Here is a 24,469-nt window from a genome sequence, read left to right as displayed (position 1 = left end):
ACCGTCACATGGAGAAAGTGATGAAGCTTGTAGGCCCCTGGATTTCTGGATTTACGCGCCGGACTGCTATCACGATGAAACTGCTCGGCATTCCTTTCGAGCATCTCAACCTCAACGCCTACACCGAGAAAGACGAGGTTCGTCGTTACAGCCCGATGGGTAAGGTGCCGGCGCTTATTTTCGATAACGGCGAAACCATGATCGATAGCAGCGGCATCATCGACGCCTTGCATGAAATGGTCGGGCCCGAGAAGGCGCTCATCCCACCGTCAGGCCCGGCGCGTTTCAGGGCGTTGCAGCTCCTGGGAATCGGCATGAACATCTACCCGAAGCTCAGCTCCCTATTCGACGAAGCCCTTCGCCCGAAAGAGCATCAGCTGCAATCCGTGTTTGAGGGTCTAGCCGAACAGGCGATCATCGGGTTGACGCTGCTCGAAAAGGAGACCGGAGACGGCTGGCTCGTGAACGACAAGTTCGGCCAGGCCGATATCATGACCGCCATCTGCTATCAGGCGGCGTCTACGTTTGTCCTTCCCGATCACGTCACCGCGAAGAACTTTCCTCGCCTGGCGGCGCTGACCGAGCGCGCGATGAAGATCGACGCCTTCGCATCGACTGTGCCGCACCTCTAGGAGCCTTGTATGGTGTCGGCTTCTATCTTCGCCACGATGCTGAAAATATTTATCTCTTTGGCCGAAACCAATTGGATGAGGTTCGCGAGTTAGCCTATCCAGTCGCCCCGGTTCTCTGCTATAGATGGCCGAAGTCGCTGTAAGGCCGTTCGTGTTGATTGAAAGGTAAAGCGCTAGCCGTGGACGGTCTTCTGCGCTTGCGTGAATGTCCGTTACGGGGAAGCACGGCTGACCGTTGAGGGGCGACTACGGGAGTTCGCTATGGGACCGGGTTCGGCCTGCAGCAGCCACGCGACGCAGTGGTCTGGAAATCGCAATAGCGGCCGTGTGCGACAACCAGCGCACGACCGGCCGCTGCAACCGGTTGTCAGGCGTCCGCGCGCCCCTGGTGCCGCAGGACGACGTGCGTGGCTTTCTCCGATGCGACGAATTCAACGCATTCGTATCCCAGAGCCCGCAAGTCAACCCCTTCGAACAGCCGTTCTCCTCCGCCGAGCAGGACGGGTGAGATAGCAATGTGCAGTTCATCAATGAGGCTCTCGCGAAGATACTGCTGGATGGTTTGCGCCCCACCGCCGATGCGCACGTCCATTCCGCCGGCCGCCTCGCGTGCTCTTTCAAGCGCGTCGCGAATGCCGCCCGTGACGAAATGGAACGTCGTGCCACCTTCCATCTCGATGGGTGGACGTGCATGATGCGTCATGATGAAGACCTGAACGTGATACGGTGGATTGTCTCCCCACCAGCCTTTCCAGTTCATGTCCGGCCAGGGCCCACGAAGAGGGCTGAACATGTTCCTCCCGAGAATCCACGCCCCAACATTCTCAAAGCCACGAGCCGCGAAGTCATCGTCGACCCCAGTCGTGCCGCCGTCCTTCCCGAACAAGGCCCGCTGAAACGTGCGTGTTGGAATTAACCACTGGTGCAGATCTGTCCCGCCAATGCCGAGCGGATTGTTGATGTCTTGATCTGGGCCTGCTCCGTATCCGTCGAGCGAGATGGTGAAGCCGTTAACGCGAACTCGTGTCATCTTGTGTCTCCGCCTGGATGCCTGACTATTGGTTCCCGGATAGATCAATTGCTTCATGTCCCGGACTCTGCCAGCAATGGGTAGATGCCGCAACGCAGACATCTAGCTGAAGGATCGCATGGGACGCTGTCAAACTTCCCTGGCATCGTAACTGGCAGATCGGGCTGCGTAAATTTCACATGGAAGGACAACCGGGGTCGCCGAAACAGGACAGTCGCACAATTTCAGTCAATACCCCAAGATCGATGTTGGGCAGACATCAAGGTGAACCCGCCTACCCCGCCAGCACACCACCGTGGCGTGATCCTGACGATTAATCGACCCGGCACCAACGACCCGAATCCGGGCACACAACGACCCGTTCGCCGTTCAGCCGGACCTCCTCGTCGTTCAGTTGCGCCGAGGTCGAAGGGGCTACGTCGAAGGCAACCTTCAGTGCATGCCCGACATGGGCATCTTCAATGGGAAGCTCCCAGGTCAGGAATATCTGGACGCAATCCTGGTCCGGCGCGAAGTCGGCGAGATCGAAGCCACTGCTGCCGCGTCGAATCACGCCATGAGGCTGGCCCGTATCGAATATCAGAACCGTTCCCCGGCTCAGGGGAATGCGATGACCCGAAGAGGGAAAATGCACGTCCAGCCCCCTGTCCTCGCTCAGGAAAAGATTGCAAAAGGCCGCGCCGCCATACTGCGCACCGTCATGGTGGTACCTCGCACCGCGGCAGGCCATGAGGGCTACGTCACTGGACGCAAGCACGCCGGGCAGTCCAAGCGCACACGTCCACTCGGACACGGCCTGCACGCAGCGCGTGTAGTCTGGCCAGCGTGTCCGCGCTCGCGCCAGAGGCATTGGCTCGACGTCACCGGGCTCCAGCACCATGCGTGACGATATCTCCCGTTCCCAATCCGCAAGCAGACGTGCAGGCGGGACAGGCACGTCGACCATGCCTGATAGCACGATGTCGCTCACGCATCGACTGCGCATGGTGTCGCCGCTCCAGAACCAGGAGGTCAGCATGGCTTGCGCTCGATCCAGTTGAGAGGGTGATTCATCTGGATCATTGTAGCGATTTCAAGGGATCGCTTCGGCGAAAATCGGCAACCAAAGATGGCGCCTGGATATGAAGAGGTGTTGCGGGAAGGACATGAATCAGTTATAAAAATGTTTCCAGGCCACGAGCTGGAAAATCGTTTTCCCCCTTAACCTTAGGAGGATGCTATGTCACCGTTAAACGTAACGATGTTCTGAGCACCGCAACACCATCACTGCATCCCTGTCATTCCCGCCTTAGGCGCATGCGTCATTGCGCGCAGCGTCATCCAGTCGCCCTCGCAAGTTCATCTGGTTTGTTTGTCGCCGGTCTTCGTTGCTGGCTCTTCCCTCCGTCCTCCGATATGCCACCGCTTGCGTCGTTGCACGCCGCCTTCGCTCGCCAGTCACGCCTTGGCGGCGATGGACTTCGTGGCGTGCAATCCGTTACGCGCTCTTGAGTATCGTTCGGCCCTGTTTAGCCATACCGGCCTGCGCTGCGCACACTCCTCGTATTACCGGGTGCGGATTCAACCGGTCGATGCAACACACTAGAAGCTGTGTGAACAGCGGAGGTGTTGCATCGACCGGTTGAATCCGCCGTCGGTTTGTGCCACTCGCATTAGTCGCAGTTCGGCCACTTGCGGACGTTCGACCTCGCCGCGTATATCGCCGACAATCAGCGATAGAGATGCCAACCGGATCTGTGACGGGAGACGTAGATGCCCGTTGTTCGACAGATCTGACGACGCCTCATGCGCGGGCGCCGCAATTACATCGGCCGGGCCGTGTCGGCACCAAACCGCTCAACTACAAACTCAATAAAACCACGAAGCTTCGGCGATCTCTGTCGTTCTTGCAGATAGAGAAGACTCATCGACCGTTTGGGCGCGGCAAAGTCCGGCAAGATCTCGATCAGACGCTTCTCGCACATGTCCTCGTGTATCAACACGGATGGGAGCAGCGCGATGCCTAGTCCTCTCAATGCTGCCCGGCGCAAAGCTTCGGCATTGTCGATTTTCAGTCTGCCATCCACGGGGACGCTGACCGGCCCATCCGGTCCTTGCAGCGTCCATCCGGGTTGCGCGGCGTGCCATTCCGATCGCGGCGGGTATGCATAGGTGAGGCATTGATGGTCGCCAAGCGCTTGCGGCGTGGTCGGCGCGCCGTGTACGTCGACATAGCCGGGCGACGCACATAGCACCAGCCGATACGGAGCAAGAGGACGCGCCACCGCTTCCGGGTTGGCCAGAGCGCCGATGCGAATTGCAGCCTCAAAACCCTCGTCGAACAGATCCGCGAGCGCGTCGGTGGCGACGATATCCAGCTTGATCTCGGGGTAGCGCTCGTAATAGTCCGCAAGCACGGGAATCAGGCATTCGTTCGTGAAGACCACGGGCGCAGTGACGCGCAAGCGTCCTCGTGGCTTCGCGAGGTGATCGAGCGCCAGCTGATCTGTATCGTCGATCAGGCCGAGGATCTCGACGCATCGCTCGTAATAGGCTTGTCCGAACGTGCTGATTTTTTGTTTTCGGGTCGTGCGGTGAATGAGCTGAGCGCCACACCGCCCCTCCAAAGCCTGAAGGTAGTTGCCGACCATGGTCGGCGACAGGTCGCATGCCTCCGCCGCCGCCGTCAGGCTGCCAGTTTCCACGACACGTACGAAGACGGTCATCGCCTTGAGAAGGTCCATTGCTCAATGTTAGTGGATTCTGCTTCAAGACGTGGTGCGTTTATCAATCTGCAATCCAGGAATACATTGCTGATCTGCGAACGAAAGGAGAGGCGAAATGCTATATGAACTGGCGACGTTGTCGTGTCCGCTTCTGGAACAGGACGTGGTGTCCAATTGCGCCCATCACTGGGTATCGAGTGCCGACGCGGCAGGCAGGCTGCTCGGAGCATGGCGCACGGAAATCGGCGAACTGTCGCGCATTGTCGTGATGCGCGGCTTTGGGACGATGGATGAGCTGCAGCATGAACGCAATCGCGCATTGACCGCCGAACAACCCTTCGGAATTGAAAGCGCGTCCGTTCAATTCACCATGGAAAGCTATGCTCTTTTTCCCTTCTTACCGGATATCGAGCCGGCGACCTTTGGCAACTTCTACGAGATTCGCCGCTATTGGCTGAAGGCCGGAGGAATTGCGCCAACCATTACCGCTTGGGAACGCGCGCTGGGTCCGGCCGAAGCCTACACATCGCATCTCATTAGCAACATGTACGCACTCGATGGACCACCGCGCATTACCCATATCTGGGGATTCTCGAGTCTTGAGGAGCGCATGACTTTAAGAAGGCGGCATTACGCTGAAGGCCTTTGGCCGCCCAAAGGCGGTCCGGAACAGATAGCAAACGCAACGTCGTCGATTTGCTTGCCGGAGGTGTGGTCGCCTCTGCGTTGAATGCTCGCCAGTGCAGCGCTCCTGAGCGGATCGACAGTTTTCCGACGGACCAGGACGTGTTGTCATGCCTTCAGCTTGCGTAAAAGCCACGCAGCATGTTCTGGTCGCCGAAGAGAGGCAAATGTCCGCTCCAGAGGAAGGCGATCGACCGCTTTGGGCAGCATTGAGACGGTCGCCATGGGGTTGTCAGAATTTCCGTGTTCAAGGCGGGTTAAGAATCACACGGATGGTCGAACGAATCGATCCGCATAAAGGATAGCGAATTGGTTCATGGCTGTCTTCCAATCGTGGGTGGCGTGACCCCAGTTGGCCGTAATATTGCGCAAGGCAAGCCAGATGAGTTTCGTTGCGGCTTCGTCGCTCGGGAAGTGGCCGCGGGTCTTGATGATCTTGCGTAGCTGCGAGTTGATATTCTCGATGGCGTTCGTCGTATAGATCACCTTGCGTACGCCCGGCGGGAATGCAAAGAATGGAATCACCCGATCCCAAGCGCTACGCCACGAAGCACTGACCATCGGGAATTTCTGGCCCCATGGCCCTTCGGCAAAGGCGTCCAGCTCGGCCTGGGCGGCCTCCGCACTCGGCGCGGTATAGATCGGGCGAATCGCGGCAGCCAATGCTCGGCGGTCTTTCCAGCTCGCATAATCCAGGCTGTTGCGAATCAGATGGACGATGCAGGTCTGAAGCGTCGTGGCCGGGAACACAGCCGCCAGCGCTTCGGGCATGCCCTTGAGGCCGTCGGTCACGGCGATCAGGATGTCGTTGACGCCTCGCGTCTTCAGATCGTTGAAGACCTTCATCCAGAACCTGGCACCTTCGGTGCCCTCGATCCAGAGCCCGAGAATGTCACGCGTACCGTCCGGCAGCACGCCCAGCGCCAGATAGACCGCCTTGTTGCGCACCACGGCATCCTCGCGGATCTTGACGCGCAGGGCGTCAAAGAACACGACCGGATACATCGGTTCGAGCGGTCGAGCTTGCCATGCCGTTACCTCGGCCATGACCTCATCGGTCACCGAGCTGATGAAGTCGGGCGAGACCTCGGTGCCATATTGGTCCAGCAGGAAGCCCTGGATCTCCCGGACCGTCATACCGCGGGCATACATGGCCACGATCTTGTCGTCGAAGCCGGTGAAGCGTCGCTCGTGTTTGGGAATCAGGATGGGCTCGAAGCTACCGTCGCGATCGCGCGGCACCTCAATACGGACCGGACCATGCTCGGTCAGAACCGTCTTGGCACCCCGGCCGTTGCGCTGATTGGTAACGTCGGCCGGCCTGGCAGCGCCAGACGGGTAGCCGAGATGGTGGTTCATCTCACCACCCAGAGCTCGTTCGATCAAGGCCTTCTTGAACGCCATCGTCGCGGCACTAATGGCTTCGGCCGTCATCGGGCCATTGCCGAACTGCTCAAGCAGCTCGGCGGGGATTGCCAGCAGCTCTGCCGGTTGGGCTTTCGGTTTGCGAGGCATACATTCTCCTTGGGAGCATGTTATGCCTTAAACACGAAATTACTGACAGGCGCGTCGCCATCCGTCTCAATGCGACCAGAAGCACTCGCTCGGCAAGGCAACGAGAACCCGCGAAAATTTTCGTTTGACGTATGCTTATGGATCACACGCCCCGACACTCTTGACCAACGATCCCGACAACAAGAAACAAGACTAGATGCACGCCCATCTCCGAATCGCCAGACCTGTCAGCGACCTTTCTCGAGCAGAGTACATGTATTGCACAGCGCTCAACCTCGTTGTGCTATCAAAATTTCAGGATCATCAGGGCTTCGATGGGGTGATGCTCGGGCGTTCCGGCATGGACTATCATTTTGAGTTCACGCAGTGCCGCGAACATCCGGTAGCGCCAACGCCGACACGTGAGGATTTGCTGGTCTTCTACGTCCCGGATCGAGACGAATGGCAGTCGACTTGTGATCGCCTCGCCGGAAGTGGATTTGTTTGCGTGACGTCGCTCAATCCATATTGGGACGTGTCAGGTCGAACATTCGAAGATCCCGATGGCTACAGAATCGTTTTGCAAAACTCATCGTGGCCCTCTGGGCGCGCTTCAGCGATCAAGTAAAAGACATCGCGAACGCCACGCACTCACCCGCCGCCCCCAACCCCATCAACCGCCGCAGCCGCAAAATATCGCTCAACCCATAATCACTCGCGTCCGGTAGCGGACGTCGATGATCCGCGGCGATCCGCATCGCCAGATGCAGCGCATCCGACCGCTCGCGCAGCAAGCTCTGAAGCGCATCTGCAACGATCTGCCTGTCGCTAAGGCGGCTCAGGTCGAGCGCGAACTGCGCTTCGGGCCGCTGCGCAGGAACGCACACATCAGACTGTTCCAAAGCAATCTCACACACCGCGTCTAGTTGCATGTCGTCACCCTCATTAGCCCGTGCTCACGCGCCTCATATCGTCGACGCAAGATCAGCCTCGCTACCGATACCCGATGAAGGCTTAGCCCCAGCCGCCGGCCGGGTCTCACTACCCGTATCAGCACCCAGCCCGGTCCCCCCCGACCTCCGCCGCGTCGCCTGCCGCTCGATAACCCGCTGCAGCAAACAAAACACACACAGCAACGCGCCGATCACGATCCGCGTCCACCACGAACTAAGCGTGCCGTCGAACGTGATCAGCGTCTGGATCGTGCCGAGTATGCCGACGCCGAACATCGAGCCGATCATGTAGCCGACACCGCCCGTCAACAGCGTGCCGCCGATCACGGTCGCCGCGATCGCATCGAGTTCCATCCCCTGCGCCTGCAGGCCATAACCCGACAGCACGTAAAACGTGAACACCACGCCGCCCAGTGCCGAGCACAGACCGCTCAGCGCATACACGCCGACCTTCGTGCGCGCGACCGGCAGGCCCATCAGCATCGCCGAGCGTTCGTTGCCGCCGACCGCATAGACGTTGCGGCCGAAGCGCGTGAAGTGCGCGACATAGATCGCGGCGGCGAGCGTCGCGAGCCCGATCAATGCGCCCGCGTTCAGCGAGCCGCCGCCGATCGACACGCTGAACGCGGCGATCGCATGGAACGTCGGCTCGTCGATCGTGATCGACTGCGTGGTGATCAGAAAGCACGCGCCGCGCGCGAGAAACATCCCGGCCAGCGTGACGATGAACGGCTGCAACCGGAAGAAGTGGATCAGCGCGCCCATCGCCGCGCCGTACAACGCGCCGAACGCGAGCACGATCGGCACGATGACCCAGACGGGCCAATGCAGCCACTGCGCACCGACCGCGCACAGGATCGTCGTCAGCGCGACCACAGCGCCCACCGACAGATCGATACCCCCCGACACGATCACGAACGTCATGCCGATCGCGACGATCAGCAGGAACGCGTTGTCGACGAACAAACCGAGCAGCACCTGCAGCGAGAAGAATCCCGTGTACATCACCGAGCCGAAGCCGAACAACGCGGCGAACAGCGCAATCGTGACGACGATCGGCAGCGTGCGGGGATCGGCCAGCCGGCCGGCCAGCTTTTTCATGGTGCGGTCGTTCCTGTGGTGGCCCGCGTCTGCGCGGTGGGAAAGAGTCGCAGGATCTGCCGCACGAGCAATCCGCGCGCCGTGTCGGACTGGATCACGCTGACCACGACCACCACGATCGCCTTCACGACGAGCGTCGCTTCCGGCGGTACGCCGATCGAATACGTCGTGTACGTGAGCGTCTGGATGATCAGTGCGCCGAGCACGGTGCCCGCGAGACTGAAACGCCCGCCGACGAGCGACGTGCCGCCGAGCGTCACCGCGAGAATCGCGTCGAGTTCGAGCAGCAGCCCCGCGTTATTGCCGTCGGCACTACGCACGTTCGAACTCGCGATGATCCCGGCAATCGCGGCCATCAACCCGGAGATCGCATAGACGCTGAACACGATTGCGCCGGCACGCAGGCCGGCCAGTCGCGCGGCTGCCGGATTGATGCCGATCGCGCGGATGAAGAGGCCAAGCGCCGTGCGGTTCACGAGCAGCGCGATCGCTACCGACACAGCAATCGCGATCCAAACCGAGCAGGGCACGCTCGCGACATAGCCGTCGCCGAGCACGAGATAGCCCGGCGCACCAATCGGGATGATCTGGCCGCCGGTCAGCAGTTGCGCGGCGCCACGGCCCGCGACCATCAGGATCAGCGTCGCGATGATCGGCTGCATGCCGACGAAGGCGACCAGCAGGCCGTTCCACATGCCGGCCAGCAAGCCGGCGCCGAGCGCGGCGAGCAATGCCGTACCGACCTGCGACGGGTCCCCTGCCAGCACGGTTGCCGCCGCCGCGCCGGCGATCGCGACAATCGCGCCGACCGAGATGTCGACGCCGCGCGTCGCAATCACGAGCGTCATGCCGAGCGACACGATCACGAGCGGCGCAGCGCGGTTCAGGATGTCGACCGGCGCGCCGAACAGGTGACCGTCGAGCATCGTGATCGACAGAAAATTCGCGCGATGCACGACGTCGATGACGAAGAGCAGGACGAGCGTCAATGACGGCCAGATCAACGGATGGCGAAACAACGCACGAACCCTGTTCATGACTCACCTCCCGCAATCAACCGATACACCTGCGCCTCCGACAACGGCGCATCGCCGCTGGATGTATCGCTGGAAATCTCGGCGACCTTGCGACGATCGCGCAGCACGGCGATCCGATGGCTCACGCGCACGACCTCGCTGACCTCGGATGAAATGAAGAGGATCGCCAGTCCTTTCGCGCACAGCGCGAGCACACGGTCCATGATCTCGAACTTCGCGGCGACATCGATGCCGCGGGTCGGTTCGTCGAGGATCAGCATTCGCGGTTCGGTCGCGAGCCAGCGCGCGAGCAGCACCTTCTGCTGGTTGCCGCCCGACAGCAGGCCGAGCGGTTGCTCGGCATCGCGCGCCTTGATGCCGAGGCGTTCGATGTAGTCGTCGGCGATCTCGCGCTGGCGCGCGCGACTGAGCATGCGCCACCAGCCGCGCCGCGCCTGCAGCGCGAGGACGATGTTCTCGCGAATCGACAGCTCGGCGACGATGCCCTCTTTCTTGCGATCCTCCGGGCAGTACGCGATGCCGTGCCGCACCGCATCGCGCGGCGAACGGATCTTCACGTTTTTACGGTCGACCTGAATCGTGCCGGTATCGGCGCGGTCCGCGCCGAACACGAGCCGCGCGGTTTCGGTGCGCCCCGAACCGAGCAGCCCGGCAAGCCCGAGGATCTGCCCAGGACGCACGTCGAGATCGAACGGGTTCATCAGTCCGCGCCGCCCCACGCCCTGCAGCGACACGAACGGCGCAAAGCCATTGTCCTTGCGCGACAGGTTCGACACGTCGGACACACCGCCCTTGAGCCGTTCCGTCATCCGCTCGTGTCCCGTCATCTTCGCGACGAGCTGGTCGACCGGCAGATCGCGGGCGAGATACTCGCCTTCGCGCTCGCCGTTGCGCATCACCGTGATGCGGTCCGACACCGCGTAGGTCTGTTCGAGAAAATGCGTGACGAACAGGATCGCGATACCCGATGCCTTCAACTGCCGCAGCACCGCGAACAGCCGCGCGACCTCGCCGTCGTCGAGGCTCGACGTCGGTTCATCGAGAATCAGCACGCGCGCATCGACGGACACCGCGCGCGCGATCGCGACCATCTGCTGCACGGCGATCGGATAGGCGTCGAGCGAACGGGTAACGTCGAGCGAAATGTTCAGGTTCGCGAGCGCTTCGCGCGCCCGCGTATGGATCGTCTTCCAGTCGATCGCGCCGCGCTTCACCGGCTGCCGTCCCGCGAAGATATTTTCCGCGACCGACAGGTTCGGGCACAGGTTCACTTCCTGGTACAGCGTGCGGATGCCGGCGGCTTCGGCTTCAAGCGGTGTCGCAAAGCGCACCGGTTCGCCGCCGAGACGGATCTCGCCGGCGTCGTGTTCGAAGACGCCGGTCAGCACGTTGATCAACGTCGACTTGCCCGCGCCGTTCTGCCCCATCAGCGTATGGATCTCGCCGGGAAAGAGGCGAAAATCCACCCGCTGCAACGCCTTGACGCCGGGAAACGTCTTGTCGATGCCGGTCATCTCGAGAAGCGGTGCTTGGGCAACGGTCATAGGCGAATGACGGGCAAGAGGGAGCTTGAGGACCGCGCCGCGCGCCGACGCATCAATACTTCCGCGTCGGCATGATCTGCGCCGCGACCGACATCGGGAACACGGTCTCGTTCGTCACGATCCGCTTCGGCAACTGCTTGCCCGCGACGACGTCCTTGACCGCGCTCATCAACTGCGGCCCGAGCAGCGGACTGCACTCCACATCGACGTTGATCTTGCCCGCGACCATCGCCTGAAAGCCGCCCTTCGTCGCATCGAACGACACGACGCTCACGTCCTTGCCCGGCTTGATGCCCGCTTCCTCCATCGCCTGGATCGCGCCAAGCGCCATGTCGTCGTTGTGCGCGTAGACCACGTTGATCTGCTTGCCGTAGGTCTTCGCGAACGCTTCCATCACCTGCTTGCCGCCGGCCAGCGTGAAGTCGCCGCTCTGCGACGCGATGATCTTGAACTTCGGATCGTTCTTGATGATTTCCATCAGACCGGCGTGACGATCGTTAGCCGGCGCGGAACCGACGGTGCCCTGAAGCTCGGCGATGTTGATCGGACCCGCATCATTCTTGTAACGCTCTTCGAGCCAGCGGCCGGCGCGCCGCCCTTCTTCGAGGAAGTCCGAACCGATCATCGTCACATAGAGCGACGTGTCCTTTACGTCGACCCCGCGGTCCGTCAGGATCACCGGAATGTGCGCGGCTTTCGCTTCGGTCAGCACCGGCTCCCAGCCCGACTCCACGACCGGCGAAAACGCGATCACGTCGACCTTCTGCGCGATGTACGAGCGAATCGCGCGGATCTGGTTTTCCTGCTTCTGCTGCGCATCGGAGAACTTGAGTTCGATGCCCGCGTCCTTCGCCGCGCTCTTCACCGACACGGTATTCGCCGTGCGCCACGCGCTCTCCGCCCCGACCTGCGAAAACCCGAGTGTGATGTGCTTGTCCTGCGCGGACGCGTCGATACTCGCGGCCAGCGTCAACGTGGCGCCGAGCAGCGTGCCGATCGCGAATTTCCTGATGAGCCTCATGTTCTGTCTCCGATGTAGTTGATTTCTTCGTCGTTCTTGGTGGTGCCGTGCGCCTGGGCGGCATGGTTTTGTGCAGCGCGGGGATCGGGCAGGCGTTCCTGGCTTCGCGAGCGTGCGGAAAGGCATGCGGATACCGACGGTGCCGGCATCGCCCCATCGTCTGTTTCGTCGACAGGCTAGACGTAGAGTCTACGGACGAGTCCGATGACCTTCTAATGAAAATTCAGACGGGTTCGATATCCAGTTCGATATTCGTAGTAATACCTAAACGAACTGGAGAAGCCCGAGGGATGGGCGTGCGGAAGGAAGGGTATGGAAACTGTCGCTGGACGCGCTCAGTCGAAGCGAGCAAGCAGCGGTCTCATCAGAGCCGAACAATCTGCACGCGTCGATTTCGGTCGTCCATGGAGAAAAGCGGATCGCAAGCAACGATAGTTCGCTATCGGCGATGTGCACGGCGTTCGAGCGTTGGCTTGAAATCTCATCTGAGGCCGGCGAGTGGCATATCGAAAAACCGCAGAACCTATAAAATACGGCTTCACAATCCCTCTCGCGACCGCATCCCGGTACTCATGCTACGTCTAAGCGAAGTCAAACTCCCACTCGACCATGCCGAAAGCGATCTCGAAGCCGCGATTCGCGCGCGCCTCGCGGATCTCGGTGTGGCGGCAGACGGGCTCCTCCGTTACACCGTGTTCCGCCGTGCGCACGATGCACGCAAGCGCTCCGATATCAGGCTGACCTATATCGTCGATGTTGAAGTCAAGGACGAAGCGCTCGCGCTCAAACGGCTCGCCGGCACGCCGCATTGCGGGGTAACGCCGGACATGACATACCGCTTTGTCGCGAAGGCCCCCGAGCACACGACTACCCTGCGCCCGGTGGTTATTGGCATGGGGCCGTGCGGCCTGTTCGCAGGACTTGTTCTCGCGCAGATGGGATTCCGTCCCATCGTTCTCGAACGTGGCAAAGCCGTGCGCGAGCGCACCAGGGACACTTTTGGCCTGTGGCGCAAAGGCGTACTCAACCCCGAATCCAATGTGCAGTTCGGTGAAGGCGGAGCCGGAACGTTTTCCGACGGCAAGCTATACAGCCAGATCAAGGATCCGAACCACTATGGCCGCAAGGTGCTCGACGAATTCGTCAAGGCTGGCGCACCGGAAGATATCCTGTATCTGAGCCGGCCACACATCGGCACTTTCCGCCTCGTCAGCATGGTCGAAAAAATGCGCGCCACCATCCACGAACTGGGCGGCGAAGTGCGCTTCGAGACCAGGGTCGACGACATCGAAATCGATCAGGGCAAGGTGCGCTCCCTCAAGCTCTCGAACGGCGAAACGCTGCGGTGCGACCATGTGGTGCTGGCCGTCGGCCACAGCGCGCGCGACACCTTCCAGATACTGCACGATCGCGGTGTTTATATCGAAGCCAAGCCGTTTTCGCTGGGTTTCCGCATCGAACATCCGCAGGGGCTGATCGACCGCCAGCGCTTCGGCAAGTTTGCGGGCCACAAGCAACTCGGCGCGGCCGACTACAAGGTGGTGCATCACTGCAGTAATGGGCGCGCCGTCTACAGCTTTTGCATGTGTCCTGGAGGCACCGTGGTTGCGGCGACCTCCGAGCCGGGTCGCGTGGTCACCAATGGCATGAGCCAGTATTCCCGGGCCGAGCGTAATGCGAATGCGGGCATCGTCGTCGGCATTACACCGGACGACTATCCCGGCGGTCCGCTGGCGGGTATCGCGTTCCAGCGCATATGGGAAGAACGCGCATTCGAACTCGGCGGCAGCAATTACCACGCGCCGGGTCAACTGGTCGGTGATTTTATCGCCGGCCGGCCGTCGACTTCGCTTGGCTCCGTGGTGCCGTCGTACAAGCCGGGCGTGCATCCGACCGATCTCAGTACCGCGCTCCCTGACTACGTGATCGAAGCCATCCGTGAAGCGCTGCCCCAGATCGACAGGAAAATCGCAGGCTTCGCGATGCACGATGCAGTGCTCACCGGCGTAGAGACGCGTACTTCGTCACCGATCCGGATTCGACGCAAAGACGATTTCCAGAGCATGAACGTCGAAGGTCTGTATCCGGCCGGAGAAGGCGCGGGGTATGCGGGGGGTATCTATTCGGCGGCCATCGACGGCATCGAAGTCGCGCAAGCTTTGGCACTCAATCTGGCGTAGTCATCGACGCATTCGGAGCGTAGTGCGACCGGTTTGCCATCGTCACCTTCGGTCAGGCGGCGTAGTCGCCGCCACGCGTCACTGCGCCGGCTACCCAGCGTTCAAGACGCTCACGCGCTTCGCGCGACGCGAGCCCACGCCGCCAGCAACGCAGGCAACTGCGCCATGTCGTCGAACACAGCAGCCACGCCCGCCGCGCGCAGCGTATCGGCACTGTGAGGTCCCGCGCCGCCGGCGCTGTAGCCGAATACCGTCGCGCCGGCCGCGACGCCTGCGGTTGCGCCGGTCGCCGTGTCCTCGACGACCGCGCAGCGCGTGGGATCCACACCGAGCGCCGCGGCCGCCGCGAGGTACACGTCCGGAAACGGCTTGCTGCGCGTCATGTCGTGACCGCTGAACACGCGATCTTCGAAGCAGTCGAGCAGTCCGACCTTCGCAAGCTGCATGTCGACCTTGTGCCGGTCCGCGCCCGACGCGACCGCGATGCGCCCATCGAGCGTGCGATGCAGCGCACGCACCGCATCGACGGCACCGGGAATCGCGACGAGTTCGCTGTCGAGCGCCGCGTTGCGCCGCGTGCGAAACGACGCGAGCCATTCGGGCGTGATCGCGACGCCGGTGTGCGCTTCGATCCGCGCGGCTTCGTCGCGCACCGTCTTGCCGACGAAGATGCGCATCGTCTCGTCGACGCCGATGTCCCAGCCGAGTTCGCCGAGCATCGTCGAAAGCACACGGTTGGTGATCGGCTCCGAATCGACGAGCACGCCGTCGCAGTCGAAGATCACAGCATCGAAGGGGAAATCGGACATCGCAGGGCAGGAGAAAAAATGGCGAAGCGCCGAGGATACCGCAGCGCGCCATCCAATGCGCCGCCCACGCGCTACCCGAACGCGTTACCCCAGGAAAAACGCCCCCGGCAGCAGCGCGTCCGCGTTCGTCACTTCCACCGCGCCGGCGAGGTTGCCGAGCACCACCGTCAGCGTCGGCTTGCCGATTTCGATGATCACCTGACGGCACGCGCCGCACGGTGCAATCGGGCCGTCGGTGTCGCCGATTACCGCGAGCGTGTCGAAATCGCCGGGCCGGTAGCCCGCCGCGATCGCGGCGAACAGCGCCGTGCGTTCCGCGCAGTTGCACAGCCCGTACGAGGCGTTCTCGACGTTGCAGCCGCGAAAGACCGTGCCGTCCTTCGCGCGCAGCGCCGCGCCGACGTGGAACTTCGAATACGGCGCGTACGCAAGGTCGCGTGCGGCGCGCGCTTCGTCGAGCAGGGCTTGATGGGGCGTCGGGGTCATCGCGTTTTCCTTTTACGAGGTTCAGTTCGACACGAGAAACGACGTGCCGTCCGGGAACGGTTCGAGTCCGAACCAGCCGGCGAGGCTCTGCCCGATGTCCGCGAAACTCTCGCGCACGCCGAGGCTGCCCGGTTTCACGTGGTGGCCGTACACGAGCACCGGCACGTGTTCGCGCGTGTGGTCGGAGCCGGGCCACGTCGGGTCGCAGCCGTGGTCGGCGGTGAGGATCAGCACGTCGTCGTCGGCGAGCAGCGGGTAGAGCTCGGGTAGCCGGCCGTCGAAATATTCGAGCGCCGCCGCGTAACCGGTCGTGTTGCGGCGATGCCCGTAATTCTGGTCGAAGTCGACGAAGTTCGTCATCACGAGGCTGAAGTCCGGCGCTTCGCGCACGGCATCGAGCGTCGCCTGCCACAGGCCGTCGAGCCCGCTCGCCTTCAATTTTCGCGTGACGCCGGTGTGCGCATAGATGTCCGCGATCTTGCCGATCGACACGACCTCGCCGCCCGCCTTCGCGAGTTTTTCGAGGACCGTCGCGGCCGGCGGCGGCACTGCAAGATCGCGACGATTCGCGGTGCGCACGAAGCCGTGTTGCGCATCGCCGGTGAAGGGCCGCGCGATCACCCGGCAGATCTCGTAGCGGTTCACTTCTTCGCGTGCGATCTCGCACAGGTCGTACAGGCGCTGCAACCCGAAGGTCTCTTCGTGGCACGCGATCTGGAACACCGAATCGGCCGACGTGTAGAAGATCGGCTTGCCGGTCTCGCGATGCGTGTCGCCGAGTGCATCGAGTATCGTCGTCCCCGACGCGTGGCAGTTGCCGAGATAGCCCGGCAGCCCCGCGCGTCGCACGAGCGCGTCGAGCAACGCGGGCGGGAACGAATCGGTCGGCTCGCGGAAATAACCCCAGTCGAAACGCACCGGCACGCCCGCCATCTCCCAGTGACCGGACGGCGTGTCCTTGCCCGACGACAGTTCGCGCGCCGCGCCGTACGCGCCGATCAACGCGGGCTCGGCCGCGAAGCCGGCGGGCAGCGTGCCGGTCGCGAGACAATTCGCGAGGCCGAGACCCAGTTGCTCGAGGTGCGGCACGTGCAGTGGTCCGCTTCTCCCCACTTCTGCCGCGCCGCGCGCGCAATGCCCGGCGATGTGACCGAGCGTATCGGCGCCAACGTCGTTAAAGCGGACGGCATCGGGCGTCGCGCCGATGCCGAGAGAATCCAGAACGAGAACGATCGCGCGCATGACGGCGCCCTACTCGATCACGTCGTACAGACTCGGCGGGACGTCCGCCGCACCGTCGCTGATCACGCAGGCCGCGACGATCTCCGCGGCGGCACGTTGCGCGGACGCTTCGTCGCGCGCATGGACGATCGCGAGCGGCTGCCCCGCTTCAACGCATGCGCCCAATTCGATGACGTCGGTGAGACCCACCTGGTAGTCGATCGTGTCTTCGGGACGACGCCGGCCGCCGCCGAGTCCCACCACCGCGAGACCGATCGCACGGCAATCCATCGTCGCGACGACGCCCGCGCGCGGTGCGGCGACCGGCCGCACGACGCTCGCGCGGCCGAGATGACGATCCGGCGCATCGAGCAGATCGGCGGGACCGCCGAGCGTGCGCACCATCCGCGCGAAACGCTCCGCGGCCGCGCCGGAATCGAGCGCGGCGACGAGCTGGTCGCGAGCGTGCGCGACGTCGCGCGCGAGGCCGCCGAGCACGAGCATCTGCGCGGCGAGCGCGAGCGTCACCTCGTGCACGCGCGCGGGACGCGTGCGGCCCGTCAGGTAATCGATCGAGAAACGCACTTCGAGCGCGTTGCCCGCGCAGGGCGCGAGCGGCTGATTCATGTCGGTGAGCACGGCGGTCGTCTTCATGCCCGCGCCATTGCCGACCGCGACGATGCTGCGCGCGAGTTCGACCGATTTGTCGTAGTTCGGCATGAACGCGCCGGAGCCGACCTTCACGTCCATCGCGAGACCGTCGAGACCCGCCGCGAGTTTCTTCGACAGGATCGACGCCGTGATCATCGCGACCGATTCGACCGTCGCGGTCGTGTCGCGGATTGCGTAGATGCGCTTGTCGGCGGGCGCGAGCTGCGCAGTCTGGCCGATGATCGCGACGCCGACGACGCGCACCGTGCGACGGAACGCGTCGATGTCGGGCGTCACGTTGTAGCCGGGAATCGACGCGAGCTTGTCGAGCGTGCCGCCGGTATGGCCGAGACCGCGTCCCGAGATCATCGGCACGAAGCCGCCGCATGCGGCGACCATCGGGCCGAGCAGCAGCGACGTCAGATCGCCGACGCCGCCGGTCGAATGCTTGTCGACGACCGGCCCCGGCAGATCGAGATCGCGCCACTGCAGCACCTGGCCGGAGTCGCGCTGCGCGCGCGTCATCGCGACGCGCTCGTCGAGGCTCATGTCGTTGAAGAACACGGCCATCGCGAACGCGGCGACCTGCCCTTCGGTGACGCTGCCGTCGGTCACGCCCTGCACGAACGCCGCGATTTCGGCTTCGGTGAGCGGTTGACGGTCGCGCTTCTTGCGGATGATTTCCTGCGTGAGGAACATGATGGGCCTGCTCAAATTGAAGAGGACTGGCGTCAGTGTAGCGACAGAAACGTGCCGGCGATCGCCGCGCTCATCAGATTCGACAGCGTGCTCGCGGCGACGACACGCAGCCCGTAGCGCGCGACCTCGGAGCGCCGCTCGGGCGCGACCGCACTGAAGCCGCCGGCGAGAATCGCGATCGACGAGAAGTTCGAGAAGCCGCACAGCGCGAACGACACGATCGCGATGGTCTTCGGATCGAGCGCCCGCAGGCCCGCCGCGGCGACTTCCTGCGCGCTCTTCAGATACGGCGACAGGTCGACGTACGCGACGAACTCGTTGAGGATCAGCTTCTCGCCGATGAAGTTGCCCGCGATCTGCGCATCGTGCCACGGCACGCCGATGACCCACGCGAGCGGCGAAAATACGTAGCCGAGAATCATCTGCAGCGTCAGCGACGGATAGCCGAACAAGCCCGCCACGCCGCCGACGATCGCATTCAGCAGCGCGATCAGTCCAATGAACGCGATCAGCATCCCGCCGACGTTCATCGCAATGCGCAGGCCCACCGCGGTGCCCGACGCCGCCGCTTCGATGATGTTCGCCGAACGGCGCTCGTCGAAATTCAGCTTCTCGGGGATCGGCTGCGGCGCCTCGGTGGTCGGGAAGATCATCTTCGCAAACAGCAGGCCGCCGGGTATCGCCATGAACGACGCGGCCAGCAGATATTCGAGTTTCACGCCGAGCCCGACGTAGCCCGCGAGCACCGAGCCCGCGACCGCCGCCATGCCGCTCGACATCACGGCGAACAGTTCGGCGCCCGTCATCTGCTTGATGAACGGCTTCACGAACGCGGCCATTTCGCTCTGCCCGAGAAAGATCGTCGCGACCGCAGAGCACGCTTCGATGCGGCTCACGCCAAGCAGTTTCTCGAACAGCCCGCCGAGCCCGTTGATGATCCACTTCATCACGCCGATGTGATACAGCACGGCGATCAACGCGGTCACGTAGATGATCATCGGCAGCACACGCAGCCCGAACACGAAGCCGCTACCGCCGAACAGCTGGAACATCTTGTCGCCGACCAGGCCGCCGAACATGAACTCGACGCCGCGGTCGCCCATCTGCAGCACCTGGTTGACGCCGTAGGCGGCGGCCACGAGCGCGCGGCTGCCGAGCGGCACGAACAGCACGAACGCGCCGATCGCGAGCTGCGCGATGAACGCCGGGATCAGCGTGCGCGGGCGGATCGCCCGCCGGTTGGTCGACAGCGCATACGCGATCAGCAACAGCAGACACATGCCACCCAGGCTGCGGACGATATTCACGTGGGGCTCTCAGACGTAGGGGTTGCGCAACCGGACAAAAACGCCCGGCGCGAGGGAAGCCATTACGACGGCACTTGATAGTTACATAACAAAAAATGTGTCGAAATTCTCATTACGATTCGGGACAGTCACAATGCGGGTTTTCACCGAGCGTGATGAGGACGCCGGCCAGGACGGCAGGCGGAGATCGATGCGGGATGCATCGTTTGAGAGGGGAAGGTGATGGCTGCGCGACGGCACGTATCGCACAGCGGCGATGCGAATACGTGACGCGGAGATGTTATGAAGCTAACGGATGCAGGAGGTTTCAGGCCGGTGTGTTAACTTCGGGTCACGTCGCGCCACGTCACGCGACGCCGCGACGTGAGACCAGGGCTAGCCGAGCGCCGCAGCCGCGCGCTCGACTGCGGCTGTGCGAGTCGCAATGCGCTGCACCGATGCCGCCACTACCTGCTCGACGATTGCACGCGGCGCGACGTCGGGCGAGCCCGCGTTGAACGGCGGCTCCGGATCGTACTCGATCTGCAACTGGATCTGCTGCGCGACGTCGTCGCCCGCCACTTCTGCTGCGACGCGCAGCGCCATATCGATGCCCGCTGTCACGCCACCCGACGTAAACAGATTGCCGTCCACCGTCAGACGATCGGCGCTCGGCGTCGCGCCGAACTTCGCGAGCAGGTCGCGCGACTGCCAGTGCGTGCCCGCGCGCCGTCCGCGCAACAGGCCGGCCGCGCCCAGTAGCAGCGAGCCCGTGCAGATGCCGAACACGTAGCGCGCGCGTTGCCCGCGCTCGCGGATGAACGCGACCGTCGCGGCGTCGAGCATCGCGTCGTCGGTGCCGGGACCGCCGGGCACGACGAACAGATCGTAGTCGCCCGCTTCAGCGAACGACGTGTCGGGCTGGATCACGAGGCCGCGGTCGGAGTGCACCGGCGCGCGCGACGCGGCGACGATTTCCGTCTTCCAGCCGGGCAGTCGGCTCAGCACTTCGAAGGGCCCGGTCAGGTCGAGCTGCGTAACGTTCGGGTACAGCAGAAAGCCGGCGGTGCGGGTCGCGATGTTCGACATTGCGGTTCTCCTTTTCTTGCCTGATAGGGGCGTTGATGGAGCGTTCATTGGAGCATCCGCATAGGTGGCGGAAACGACAACGAGCGTGCAATTTCTGCCAACATTCTGAGCTATCTGTTTCGCAGTAGCGATGCAGTCACGCGCTATGCGAGCCGCCCGTGGACGATAGCGTCGCGGCCAGATCGCCGAGGTCCTTCGCGATCAGTTCGAGCACGAACGGCACGACCCCGGCGCGCGGCGTACCGGACGACACGGGCCCACTGCCAGGCGTATCTTTTCCGTGGCAGTCAAAGGTTCGCTTCGCCGCCACGCACCCTTGACAGAATCAGCGCAAGCACGACTCGCGGACGCGCATTCCGCTCAGTGGACGTCCGGCAGTCCGGCCAGCTTCGCAACGCCGTTCGCCGCTTCGATGCCGACGTCCTCCGCCACCACGTCGATGCCGTTGATCGCCGAATGCGCCGAATCTTCCACGTCGAAGGTCGCTTCGCCGACGGCAACCGTCGCCTTGATGTGATCTCGACCGGAGAGCACACCGAGCATGAAGCGCGCGACGTTCGAACGCGTGCTGTACTCCTGCATCGTGATCTTGACCGGCGTGCCGGTCGGCACGACTTTCACGCCCGCCTTCTGCGCCTGCTGGTCGAACGCGTCGATCAGACCTGCGCGCACCGCGGCACTGACTTCATGGCCGTTCGTATCGACCGTGGGCTCGGCGATGCCGCCCGCGAGCGCGGTCTGCAATTGCGCATTGCCCGCGTGGGCCGAGTCGATCGTCGGCTGCGTAGCGGCACAGCCCGCGAGCAGCGCGACCGCTGCGAGGGTCGCTGCACTGAGGATGGTTGACTTCATATTTGCCCCTTGATGTAGATCGTTATGGGCCGCGACAGGACGAAGCGTCTTCCTGAGAGCGGTTGCCGTATTAACGGCACGACCCGGCAAAACTTCAGGGCAAACACCCTCTAACGTAGGGCAACACAATAAATGCAATCGCGCTTCAGCAAAATCAGATGCCAGGCCGACGCCGCGTGATGATAGCTGTCAGCTTGATGCCGGCGACCCTGCTTCATTTCGCCTGATCGAAACGAATCCAACTTGCAGCCCAAAGAGCTTCGCCACGCTGTTGAGCGAGTCGACGGTCGGATTGCCGGTCCCGCGTTCAATGTCCTGGATGACGCGACGGCTCACGCCCCGGTGTGCGGCAAATTCCGCCTGGGTCAGGCCCGTCATCTCGCGCATCGCTTTCATGGTCTCTGGAATAGTCATATCGCCCCGGCCGATTCTTTCGTAGAAAGCACGGCGCAGGGCATTCTGTTCTTCGCGGGTCGGTCGGTTCCGACGGGGCATGATGACTCTCTGGCGGTTGAAGGGCTTCAGTCGCCGAACCTGCGTATCGGTCACCACTTGCGGATTCCGGCTACGACCTCGAAAAAGCCTGGGCGCTGCGCGCAACTCTTTGCGCCTCATACATGCAGCATATTAAGCGCGTGAAGCGGTTATAAGCTTCTTATAAGTGCTTTTTAGGTATCCACGGCCCGCCATCACTACGGTAGCCGCTCAGTGCATGTACCCGGCACCTACCTCTAAAATAAATCCAATCGATCGATATATAAGAGAACCAGATCGACAGTGCGTCGCTCGACGATGCGCAGCGCGCGCAATGGCGCCGCGCATGGACGCCGGGGTTCGGCGCGCTTGCCGCGGCTTTACCTTGACGTTGTAGTCCCCGGGCGCATTCCCGCCCGTCGCCTCCCCTTCCGTCTTCCACGCGTAGACTCCGAACCGGAACCGGCCGGAAAAATCTTTTCCACCGGCCACAATATTCCCGTTCGCCGAACGTCTTCAGATGCATGGAACAGCCGCCGACCCACGACCCGCACGCGTCATCGCCTGAACAGGGCCCAGGACGGGAACCCGAAAGGGACAGCGAGATCGCCGCAGCCGTGCTGCGCGAACGCGGCCGGCTGGGACGCTTCATTGGACGCCGTGTGCGCGACCCGGGCGACGCCGAGGACATCCTGCAAGACGTCCTGTACGAATTCGTCGAAGCGTACCGGCTACCCGCACCGATCGAACAGGTCAGCGCGTGGCTCTTTCGCGTCGCGCGCAACCGGATCGTCGACCGCTTTCGCAAGCGGCGCGAGCAGCCGGTCGCCGAACTCGCGCCGGCGGCGGAAAACGACGACGGCGACGAATCCTACCGGCTCGATCTCGAACTGCCCGCCTCCGACGCCGGGCCCGAGGCCGCGTACGCGCGCTCGGTGCTGCTGCTGGCACTGCAGGAAGCGCTCGACGATCTGCCGCCGGAGCAGCGCGAGGTGTTCGTCGCGCATGAACTCGAAGGGCGCAGTTTCAAGGAACTCGCGGCTGCGAGCGGCGTGAGCGTGAATACGCTGCTCGGCCGCAAGCGGTATGCGGTGCTGCATCTGCGTGCACGTCTGCGCGACGTGTACGACGAACTGGATCTCTAGAAGGAGCAGGTCAATGAAATTCTGGCTGAAATGTGTCGCCAAGGTCGTGCTGGTACTGCTGATTATCGTGGTGCTGGGATGGATGGTGATGACGCTGTGGAACTGGGTGCTGCCCGCGCTGTTCGTCGGCGCACGCACGATCGATTTCCCGCATGCGTTCGGGCTGCTGGTGTTGAGCCGCATCCTGTTCGGCGGCTTCCGCGGACGAGGACGTGGTCGCTGGCGCGAAGGCCGCAACTGTCGCCATTGGGAACGCAAGTGGGAGCGCATGACGCCAGAAGAACGCGCGCGCTTCCAGAAGTACGCGCCACCGTCGGCCACGCCACCGGGTGCCGCGCCATCGCCTGACAACCGCACGGAGGACTTCTGATGAGCCGCGCCGCGACCGCCATCTGCAAACAGCCCGCGGGCGTGATCGCCCCGGTCGTCAACCTGAAGCACTGCGAGGGCAAGGGCGACTGCGCCGAGGTGTGCCCCGAGAACGTGTTCGAGATTCGCCGCATCGACGACGCGGACTATCAACAGCTCGGCGCATTCAACCGCTTCAAGATCCGCGTGCACGGCATGCGCGTGGCGTACACGCCGAACGCCGATGCGTGCCGCTCATGCGGGCTGTGCGTGACCGCGTGCCCGGAACATGCGATCACGCTGGCGCGGGTGAAATAGTTTGAGGCAGGTTGTCGTAGCGCGTGCCGTCGCGGCGCGCCAGGACAACCCGGCGCGGCACACATCCTCGTGACGCCGCGCCGCGCTCACATCAGAACGACGCGCACGCACTGGTCAGCACGAGGCCGACCGACTGCTGACGAAATTTCTTGATGTACTCGCTGCGAATCTCGCCGAGATGATCGAGTGTATCGGACGTGCCGCTCGCGACGATGTGCACGACGAAGCTGTCTTCGCGCACGACGTGCTGCGTGTCGCTGTCGAGCCATTGCCCCTGCGTGCGCCACGTCGTGAAGCCGTCGGGGAAACGCGGCGTCACGATGTCTGCGAGAAACTGCCTGATCTCCTTGTCCGAAACCGGACGCCTTCCCTTCACGTCGCGACCGAACAGCAGCTCGGCCGTGATCTCCTTCGTGCCGCTGATCTTCGCGCACAGCGCTTGCGCGGTGGGCGCCGCATCCGATGCGCCGGTCGCCGCCGCGGCGCCCGTCGTTTCGGCGTCGCCGCCCGCACCGCTCGCCGCCGCGCCGGGCTGCGCCGGAGGACCGCCTACCTGGCAAGCGGTAAGCGCAACGAACGAAATCGATGCAATGAGCATTCTGAAACTGAAAGTCTGCATGGTGGTTCCTGTTTTCGAAGTGAGCCGTTCAATGGTGACCGACAGGCGATCGCTGTCGACGTTTGCGTAGCGCACCGCAGTACACGCAGAC

At 63.0% G+C, this 24,469-nt stretch carries 25 protein-coding genes and 1 pseudogene; 8 read left to right on the top strand and 18 right to left on the bottom strand.

Going from position 1 to position 24,469, the window contains the following annotated elements; all coding sequences use genetic code 11:
- Window positions 1-8 precede the first annotated feature (8 nt).
- Together ACREXZ_RS24385 and ACREXZ_RS24380 are read left to right on the top strand one after the other, a co-directional pair.
- Window positions 9-632 carry a glutathione S-transferase family protein gene (locus ACREXZ_RS24385; RefSeq protein WP_431766684.1) on the top strand — a complete coding sequence of 208 codons (624 nt, stop codon included), beginning with the start codon at window positions 9-11 and terminating at the stop codon, window positions 630-632.
- Window positions 633-646: 14 nt separating this feature from the next.
- Window positions 647-775, top strand: a pseudogene (locus ACREXZ_RS24380) (TIGR02594 family protein); the annotation flags it as partial.
- A gap of 224 nt (window positions 776-999) precedes the next feature.
- Here the strand turns inward: ACREXZ_RS24380 and ACREXZ_RS24375 are convergent.
- The 3 genes from ACREXZ_RS24375 to ACREXZ_RS24365 form a co-directional block, all read right to left on the bottom strand.
- The gene (locus ACREXZ_RS24375) at window positions 1,000-1,662 is read right to left on the bottom strand and encodes a dihydrofolate reductase family protein (protein ID WP_431766727.1); all 663 of its coding nucleotides are present in this window, start codon (window positions 1,660-1,662) and stop codon (window positions 1,000-1,002) included.
- A 313-nt stretch (window positions 1,663-1,975) separates the two neighbouring features.
- A complete protein-coding gene (locus tag ACREXZ_RS24370) occupies window positions 1,976-2,680 on the bottom strand; it encodes a hypothetical protein (RefSeq protein WP_431766683.1) in 705 nt (234 codons plus the stop codon).
- Window positions 2,681-3,464: 784 nt separating this feature from the next.
- The gene (locus tag ACREXZ_RS24365; RefSeq protein ID WP_431766682.1) at window positions 3,465-4,385 is read right to left on the bottom strand and encodes a LysR family transcriptional regulator; all 921 of its coding nucleotides are present in this window, start codon (window positions 4,383-4,385) and stop codon (window positions 3,465-3,467) included.
- A 97-nt stretch (window positions 4,386-4,482) separates the two neighbouring features.
- On the opposite strand from ACREXZ_RS24365, the gene ACREXZ_RS24360 reads away from it, so the two are divergent.
- On the top strand, window positions 4,483-5,097 hold the full coding sequence (locus ACREXZ_RS24360; RefSeq protein ID WP_431766681.1) for an NIPSNAP family protein: 615 nt from the start codon (window positions 4,483-4,485) through the stop codon (window positions 5,095-5,097).
- Between the two features lie 218 nt (window positions 5,098-5,315).
- Here ACREXZ_RS24360 and ACREXZ_RS24355 read toward each other — a convergent pair whose 3' ends face one another.
- Window positions 5,316-6,566, bottom strand: a complete 1,251-nt coding sequence (locus tag ACREXZ_RS24355; RefSeq protein ID WP_431766680.1) for an IS256 family transposase — start codon at window positions 6,564-6,566, stop codon at window positions 5,316-5,318.
- A gap of 196 nt (window positions 6,567-6,762) precedes the next feature.
- Here ACREXZ_RS24355 and ACREXZ_RS24350 point away from each other — a divergent pair, with 196 nt between their 5' ends.
- Window positions 6,763-7,173 carry a VOC family protein gene (locus ACREXZ_RS24350; protein ID WP_431766679.1) on the top strand — a complete coding sequence of 137 codons (411 nt, stop codon included), beginning with the start codon at window positions 6,763-6,765 and terminating at the stop codon, window positions 7,171-7,173.
- Here the strand turns inward: ACREXZ_RS24350 and ACREXZ_RS24345 are convergent.
- From ACREXZ_RS24345 to ACREXZ_RS24325, 5 genes are read right to left on the bottom strand one after another with little or no spacing between them, the layout of a single operon-like run.
- Window positions 7,166-7,477, bottom strand: coding sequence for a hypothetical protein (locus ACREXZ_RS24345; protein WP_431766678.1), 312 nt, complete (start codon window positions 7,475-7,477; stop codon window positions 7,166-7,168). The two genes, ACREXZ_RS24350 and ACREXZ_RS24345, sit on opposite strands and share 8 nt — an antisense overlap.
- A gap of 33 nt (window positions 7,478-7,510) precedes the next feature.
- Entirely contained in the window at window positions 7,511-8,599 is a 1,089-nt protein-coding gene (gene yjfF / locus ACREXZ_RS24340; protein ID WP_431766677.1) for a galactofuranose ABC transporter, permease protein YjfF, read from the bottom strand.
- A complete protein-coding gene (locus ACREXZ_RS24335; protein ID WP_431766676.1) occupies window positions 8,596-9,636 on the bottom strand; it encodes an ABC transporter permease in 1,041 nt (346 codons plus the stop codon). The genes yjfF and ACREXZ_RS24335 overlap by 4 nt, the downstream gene beginning before the upstream one ends.
- On the bottom strand, window positions 9,633-11,180 hold the full coding sequence (locus ACREXZ_RS24330) for a sugar ABC transporter ATP-binding protein (RefSeq protein WP_431766675.1): 1,548 nt from the start codon (window positions 11,178-11,180) through the stop codon (window positions 9,633-9,635). Before ACREXZ_RS24330 ends, ACREXZ_RS24335 begins: the two co-directional genes overlap by 4 nt.
- A 52-nt stretch (window positions 11,181-11,232) precedes the next feature.
- Entirely contained in the window at window positions 11,233-12,201 is a 969-nt protein-coding gene (locus ACREXZ_RS24325) for an ABC transporter substrate-binding protein (protein ID WP_431766674.1), read from the bottom strand.
- Between the two features lie 572 nt (window positions 12,202-12,773).
- Here ACREXZ_RS24325 and ACREXZ_RS24320 point away from each other — a divergent pair.
- Window positions 12,774-14,381 carry an NAD(P)/FAD-dependent oxidoreductase gene (locus ACREXZ_RS24320; RefSeq protein WP_431766726.1) on the top strand — a complete coding sequence of 536 codons (1,608 nt, stop codon included), beginning with the start codon at window positions 12,774-12,776 and terminating at the stop codon, window positions 14,379-14,381.
- A gap of 110 nt (window positions 14,382-14,491) precedes the next feature.
- On the opposite strand, the gene ACREXZ_RS24315 is transcribed toward ACREXZ_RS24320, so the two are convergent.
- The 8 genes from ACREXZ_RS24315 to ACREXZ_RS24280 all read right to left on the bottom strand — a co-directional run bounded on the left by ACREXZ_RS24315 (window position 14,492) and on the right by ACREXZ_RS24280 (window position 22,026).
- The gene (locus ACREXZ_RS24315) at window positions 14,492-15,190 is read right to left on the bottom strand and encodes an HAD family hydrolase (RefSeq protein ID WP_431766673.1); all 699 of its coding nucleotides are present in this window, start codon (window positions 15,188-15,190) and stop codon (window positions 14,492-14,494) included.
- An 84-nt stretch (window positions 15,191-15,274) separates the two neighbouring features.
- Entirely contained in the window at window positions 15,275-15,676 is a 402-nt protein-coding gene (locus ACREXZ_RS24310) for a cytidine deaminase (RefSeq protein WP_431766672.1), read from the bottom strand.
- A gap of 21 nt (window positions 15,677-15,697) precedes the next feature.
- On the bottom strand, window positions 15,698-16,918 hold the full coding sequence (locus tag ACREXZ_RS24305; RefSeq protein ID WP_431766671.1) for a phosphopentomutase: 1,221 nt from the start codon (window positions 16,916-16,918) through the stop codon (window positions 15,698-15,700).
- A gap of 9 nt (window positions 16,919-16,927) precedes the next feature.
- Entirely contained in the window at window positions 16,928-18,247 is a 1,320-nt protein-coding gene (gene deoA / locus ACREXZ_RS24300; RefSeq protein WP_431766670.1) for a thymidine phosphorylase, read from the bottom strand.
- A gap of 32 nt (window positions 18,248-18,279) precedes the next feature.
- Complete coding sequence (locus ACREXZ_RS24295) at window positions 18,280-19,554, bottom strand: NupC/NupG family nucleoside CNT transporter (protein WP_431766669.1); 1,275 nt, start codon at window positions 19,552-19,554, stop codon at window positions 18,280-18,282.
- A 375-nt stretch (window positions 19,555-19,929) separates the two neighbouring features.
- Window positions 19,930-20,622 carry a DJ-1/PfpI family protein gene (locus ACREXZ_RS24290; protein ID WP_431766668.1) on the bottom strand — a complete coding sequence of 231 codons (693 nt, stop codon included), beginning with the start codon at window positions 20,620-20,622 and terminating at the stop codon, window positions 19,930-19,932.
- 360 nt (window positions 20,623-20,982) lie between these two features.
- Window positions 20,983-21,474, bottom strand: a complete 492-nt coding sequence (locus ACREXZ_RS24285; RefSeq protein WP_431766667.1) for a hypothetical protein — start codon at window positions 21,472-21,474, stop codon at window positions 20,983-20,985.
- A gap of 189 nt (window positions 21,475-21,663) precedes the next feature.
- The gene (locus tag ACREXZ_RS24280) at window positions 21,664-22,026 is read right to left on the bottom strand and encodes a helix-turn-helix domain-containing protein (protein ID WP_431766666.1); all 363 of its coding nucleotides are present in this window, start codon (window positions 22,024-22,026) and stop codon (window positions 21,664-21,666) included.
- A 446-nt stretch (window positions 22,027-22,472) separates the two neighbouring features.
- Here ACREXZ_RS24280 and ACREXZ_RS24275 point away from each other — a divergent pair, with 446 nt between their 5' ends.
- From ACREXZ_RS24275 to ACREXZ_RS24265, 3 genes are read left to right on the top strand one after another with little or no spacing between them, the layout of a single operon-like run.
- Window positions 22,473-23,093 (top strand): RNA polymerase sigma factor, encoded by a 621-nt coding sequence (locus tag ACREXZ_RS24275; RefSeq protein ID WP_431766665.1) that lies wholly within the window; start codon window positions 22,473-22,475, stop codon window positions 23,091-23,093.
- A 13-nt stretch (window positions 23,094-23,106) separates the two neighbouring features.
- Complete coding sequence (locus ACREXZ_RS24270) at window positions 23,107-23,463, top strand: hypothetical protein (protein ID WP_431766664.1); 357 nt, start codon at window positions 23,107-23,109, stop codon at window positions 23,461-23,463.
- A complete protein-coding gene (locus ACREXZ_RS24265) occupies window positions 23,463-23,759 on the top strand; it encodes a 4Fe-4S dicluster domain-containing protein (RefSeq protein WP_431766663.1) in 297 nt (98 codons plus the stop codon). Before ACREXZ_RS24270 ends, ACREXZ_RS24265 begins: the two co-directional genes overlap by 1 nt.
- 91 nt (window positions 23,760-23,850) lie before the next feature.
- On the opposite strand, the gene ACREXZ_RS24260 is transcribed toward ACREXZ_RS24265, so the two are convergent.
- Window positions 23,851-24,378: a DUF3574 domain-containing protein gene (locus tag ACREXZ_RS24260; RefSeq protein ID WP_431766662.1), complete on the bottom strand. Its 528-nt coding sequence runs from the start codon at window positions 24,376-24,378 to the stop codon at window positions 23,851-23,853.
- Window positions 24,379-24,469 lie beyond the last annotated feature (91 nt).

Origin of the sequence: Paraburkholderia sp. (assembly GCF_050742655.1) — a bacterium.
Lineage (GTDB): Bacteria > Pseudomonadota > Gammaproteobacteria > Burkholderiales > Burkholderiaceae > Paraburkholderia.
The sequence above is the reverse complement of the archived record's forward strand: the minus strand, read 5'-3'. Positions and strand labels throughout refer to the sequence as shown.

Excerpts from the sequence above, each read along its gene's own strand:
- ACREXZ_RS24385 (WP_431766684.1), top strand. The coding sequence starts at position 9 with ATGGAGAAAGTGATGAAGCTTGTAGGCCCCTGGATTTCTGGATTTACG.
- ACREXZ_RS24375 (WP_431766727.1), bottom strand. The coding sequence starts at position 1,662 with ATGACACGAGTTCGCGTTAACGGCTTCACCATCTCGCTCGACGGATAC.
- ACREXZ_RS24370 (WP_431766683.1), bottom strand. The coding sequence starts at position 2,680 with ATGCTGACCTCCTGGTTCTGGAGCGGCGACACCATGCGCAGTCGATGC.
- ACREXZ_RS24365 (WP_431766682.1), bottom strand. The coding sequence starts at position 4,385 with ATGGACCTTCTCAAGGCGATGACCGTCTTCGTACGTGTCGTGGAAACT.
- ACREXZ_RS24360 (WP_431766681.1), top strand. The coding sequence starts at position 4,483 with ATGCTATATGAACTGGCGACGTTGTCGTGTCCGCTTCTGGAACAGGAC.
- ACREXZ_RS24355 (WP_431766680.1), bottom strand. The coding sequence starts at position 6,566 with ATGCCTCGCAAACCGAAAGCCCAACCGGCAGAGCTGCTGGCAATCCCC.
- ACREXZ_RS24350 (WP_431766679.1), top strand. The coding sequence starts at position 6,763 with ATGCACGCCCATCTCCGAATCGCCAGACCTGTCAGCGACCTTTCTCGA.
- ACREXZ_RS24345 (WP_431766678.1), bottom strand. The coding sequence starts at position 7,477 with ATGCAACTAGACGCGGTGTGTGAGATTGCTTTGGAACAGTCTGATGTG.
- yjfF (WP_431766677.1), bottom strand. The coding sequence starts at position 8,599 with ATGAAAAAGCTGGCCGGCCGGCTGGCCGATCCCCGCACGCTGCCGATC.
- ACREXZ_RS24335 (WP_431766676.1), bottom strand. The coding sequence starts at position 9,636 with ATGAACAGGGTTCGTGCGTTGTTTCGCCATCCGTTGATCTGGCCGTCA.
- ACREXZ_RS24330 (WP_431766675.1), bottom strand. The coding sequence starts at position 11,180 with ATGACCGTTGCCCAAGCACCGCTTCTCGAGATGACCGGCATCGACAAG.
- ACREXZ_RS24325 (WP_431766674.1), bottom strand. The coding sequence starts at position 12,201 with ATGAGGCTCATCAGGAAATTCGCGATCGGCACGCTGCTCGGCGCCACG.
- ACREXZ_RS24320 (WP_431766726.1), top strand. The coding sequence starts at position 12,774 with ATGCTACGTCTAAGCGAAGTCAAACTCCCACTCGACCATGCCGAAAGC.
- ACREXZ_RS24315 (WP_431766673.1), bottom strand. The coding sequence starts at position 15,190 with ATGTCCGATTTCCCCTTCGATGCTGTGATCTTCGACTGCGACGGCGTG.
- ACREXZ_RS24310 (WP_431766672.1), bottom strand. The coding sequence starts at position 15,676 with ATGACCCCGACGCCCCATCAAGCCCTGCTCGACGAAGCGCGCGCCGCA.
- ACREXZ_RS24305 (WP_431766671.1), bottom strand. The coding sequence starts at position 16,918 with ATGCGCGCGATCGTTCTCGTTCTGGATTCTCTCGGCATCGGCGCGACG.
- deoA (WP_431766670.1), bottom strand. The coding sequence starts at position 18,247 with ATGTTCCTCACGCAGGAAATCATCCGCAAGAAGCGCGACCGTCAACCG.
- ACREXZ_RS24290 (WP_431766668.1), bottom strand. The coding sequence starts at position 20,622 with ATGTCGAACATCGCGACCCGCACCGCCGGCTTTCTGCTGTACCCGAAC.
- ACREXZ_RS24285 (WP_431766667.1), bottom strand. The coding sequence starts at position 21,474 with ATGAAGTCAACCATCCTCAGTGCAGCGACCCTCGCAGCGGTCGCGCTG.
- ACREXZ_RS24275 (WP_431766665.1), top strand. The coding sequence starts at position 22,473 with ATGGAACAGCCGCCGACCCACGACCCGCACGCGTCATCGCCTGAACAG.
- ACREXZ_RS24270 (WP_431766664.1), top strand. The coding sequence starts at position 23,107 with ATGAAATTCTGGCTGAAATGTGTCGCCAAGGTCGTGCTGGTACTGCTG.
- ACREXZ_RS24265 (WP_431766663.1), top strand. The coding sequence starts at position 23,463 with ATGAGCCGCGCCGCGACCGCCATCTGCAAACAGCCCGCGGGCGTGATC.
- ACREXZ_RS24260 (WP_431766662.1), bottom strand. The coding sequence starts at position 24,378 with ATGCAGACTTTCAGTTTCAGAATGCTCATTGCATCGATTTCGTTCGTT.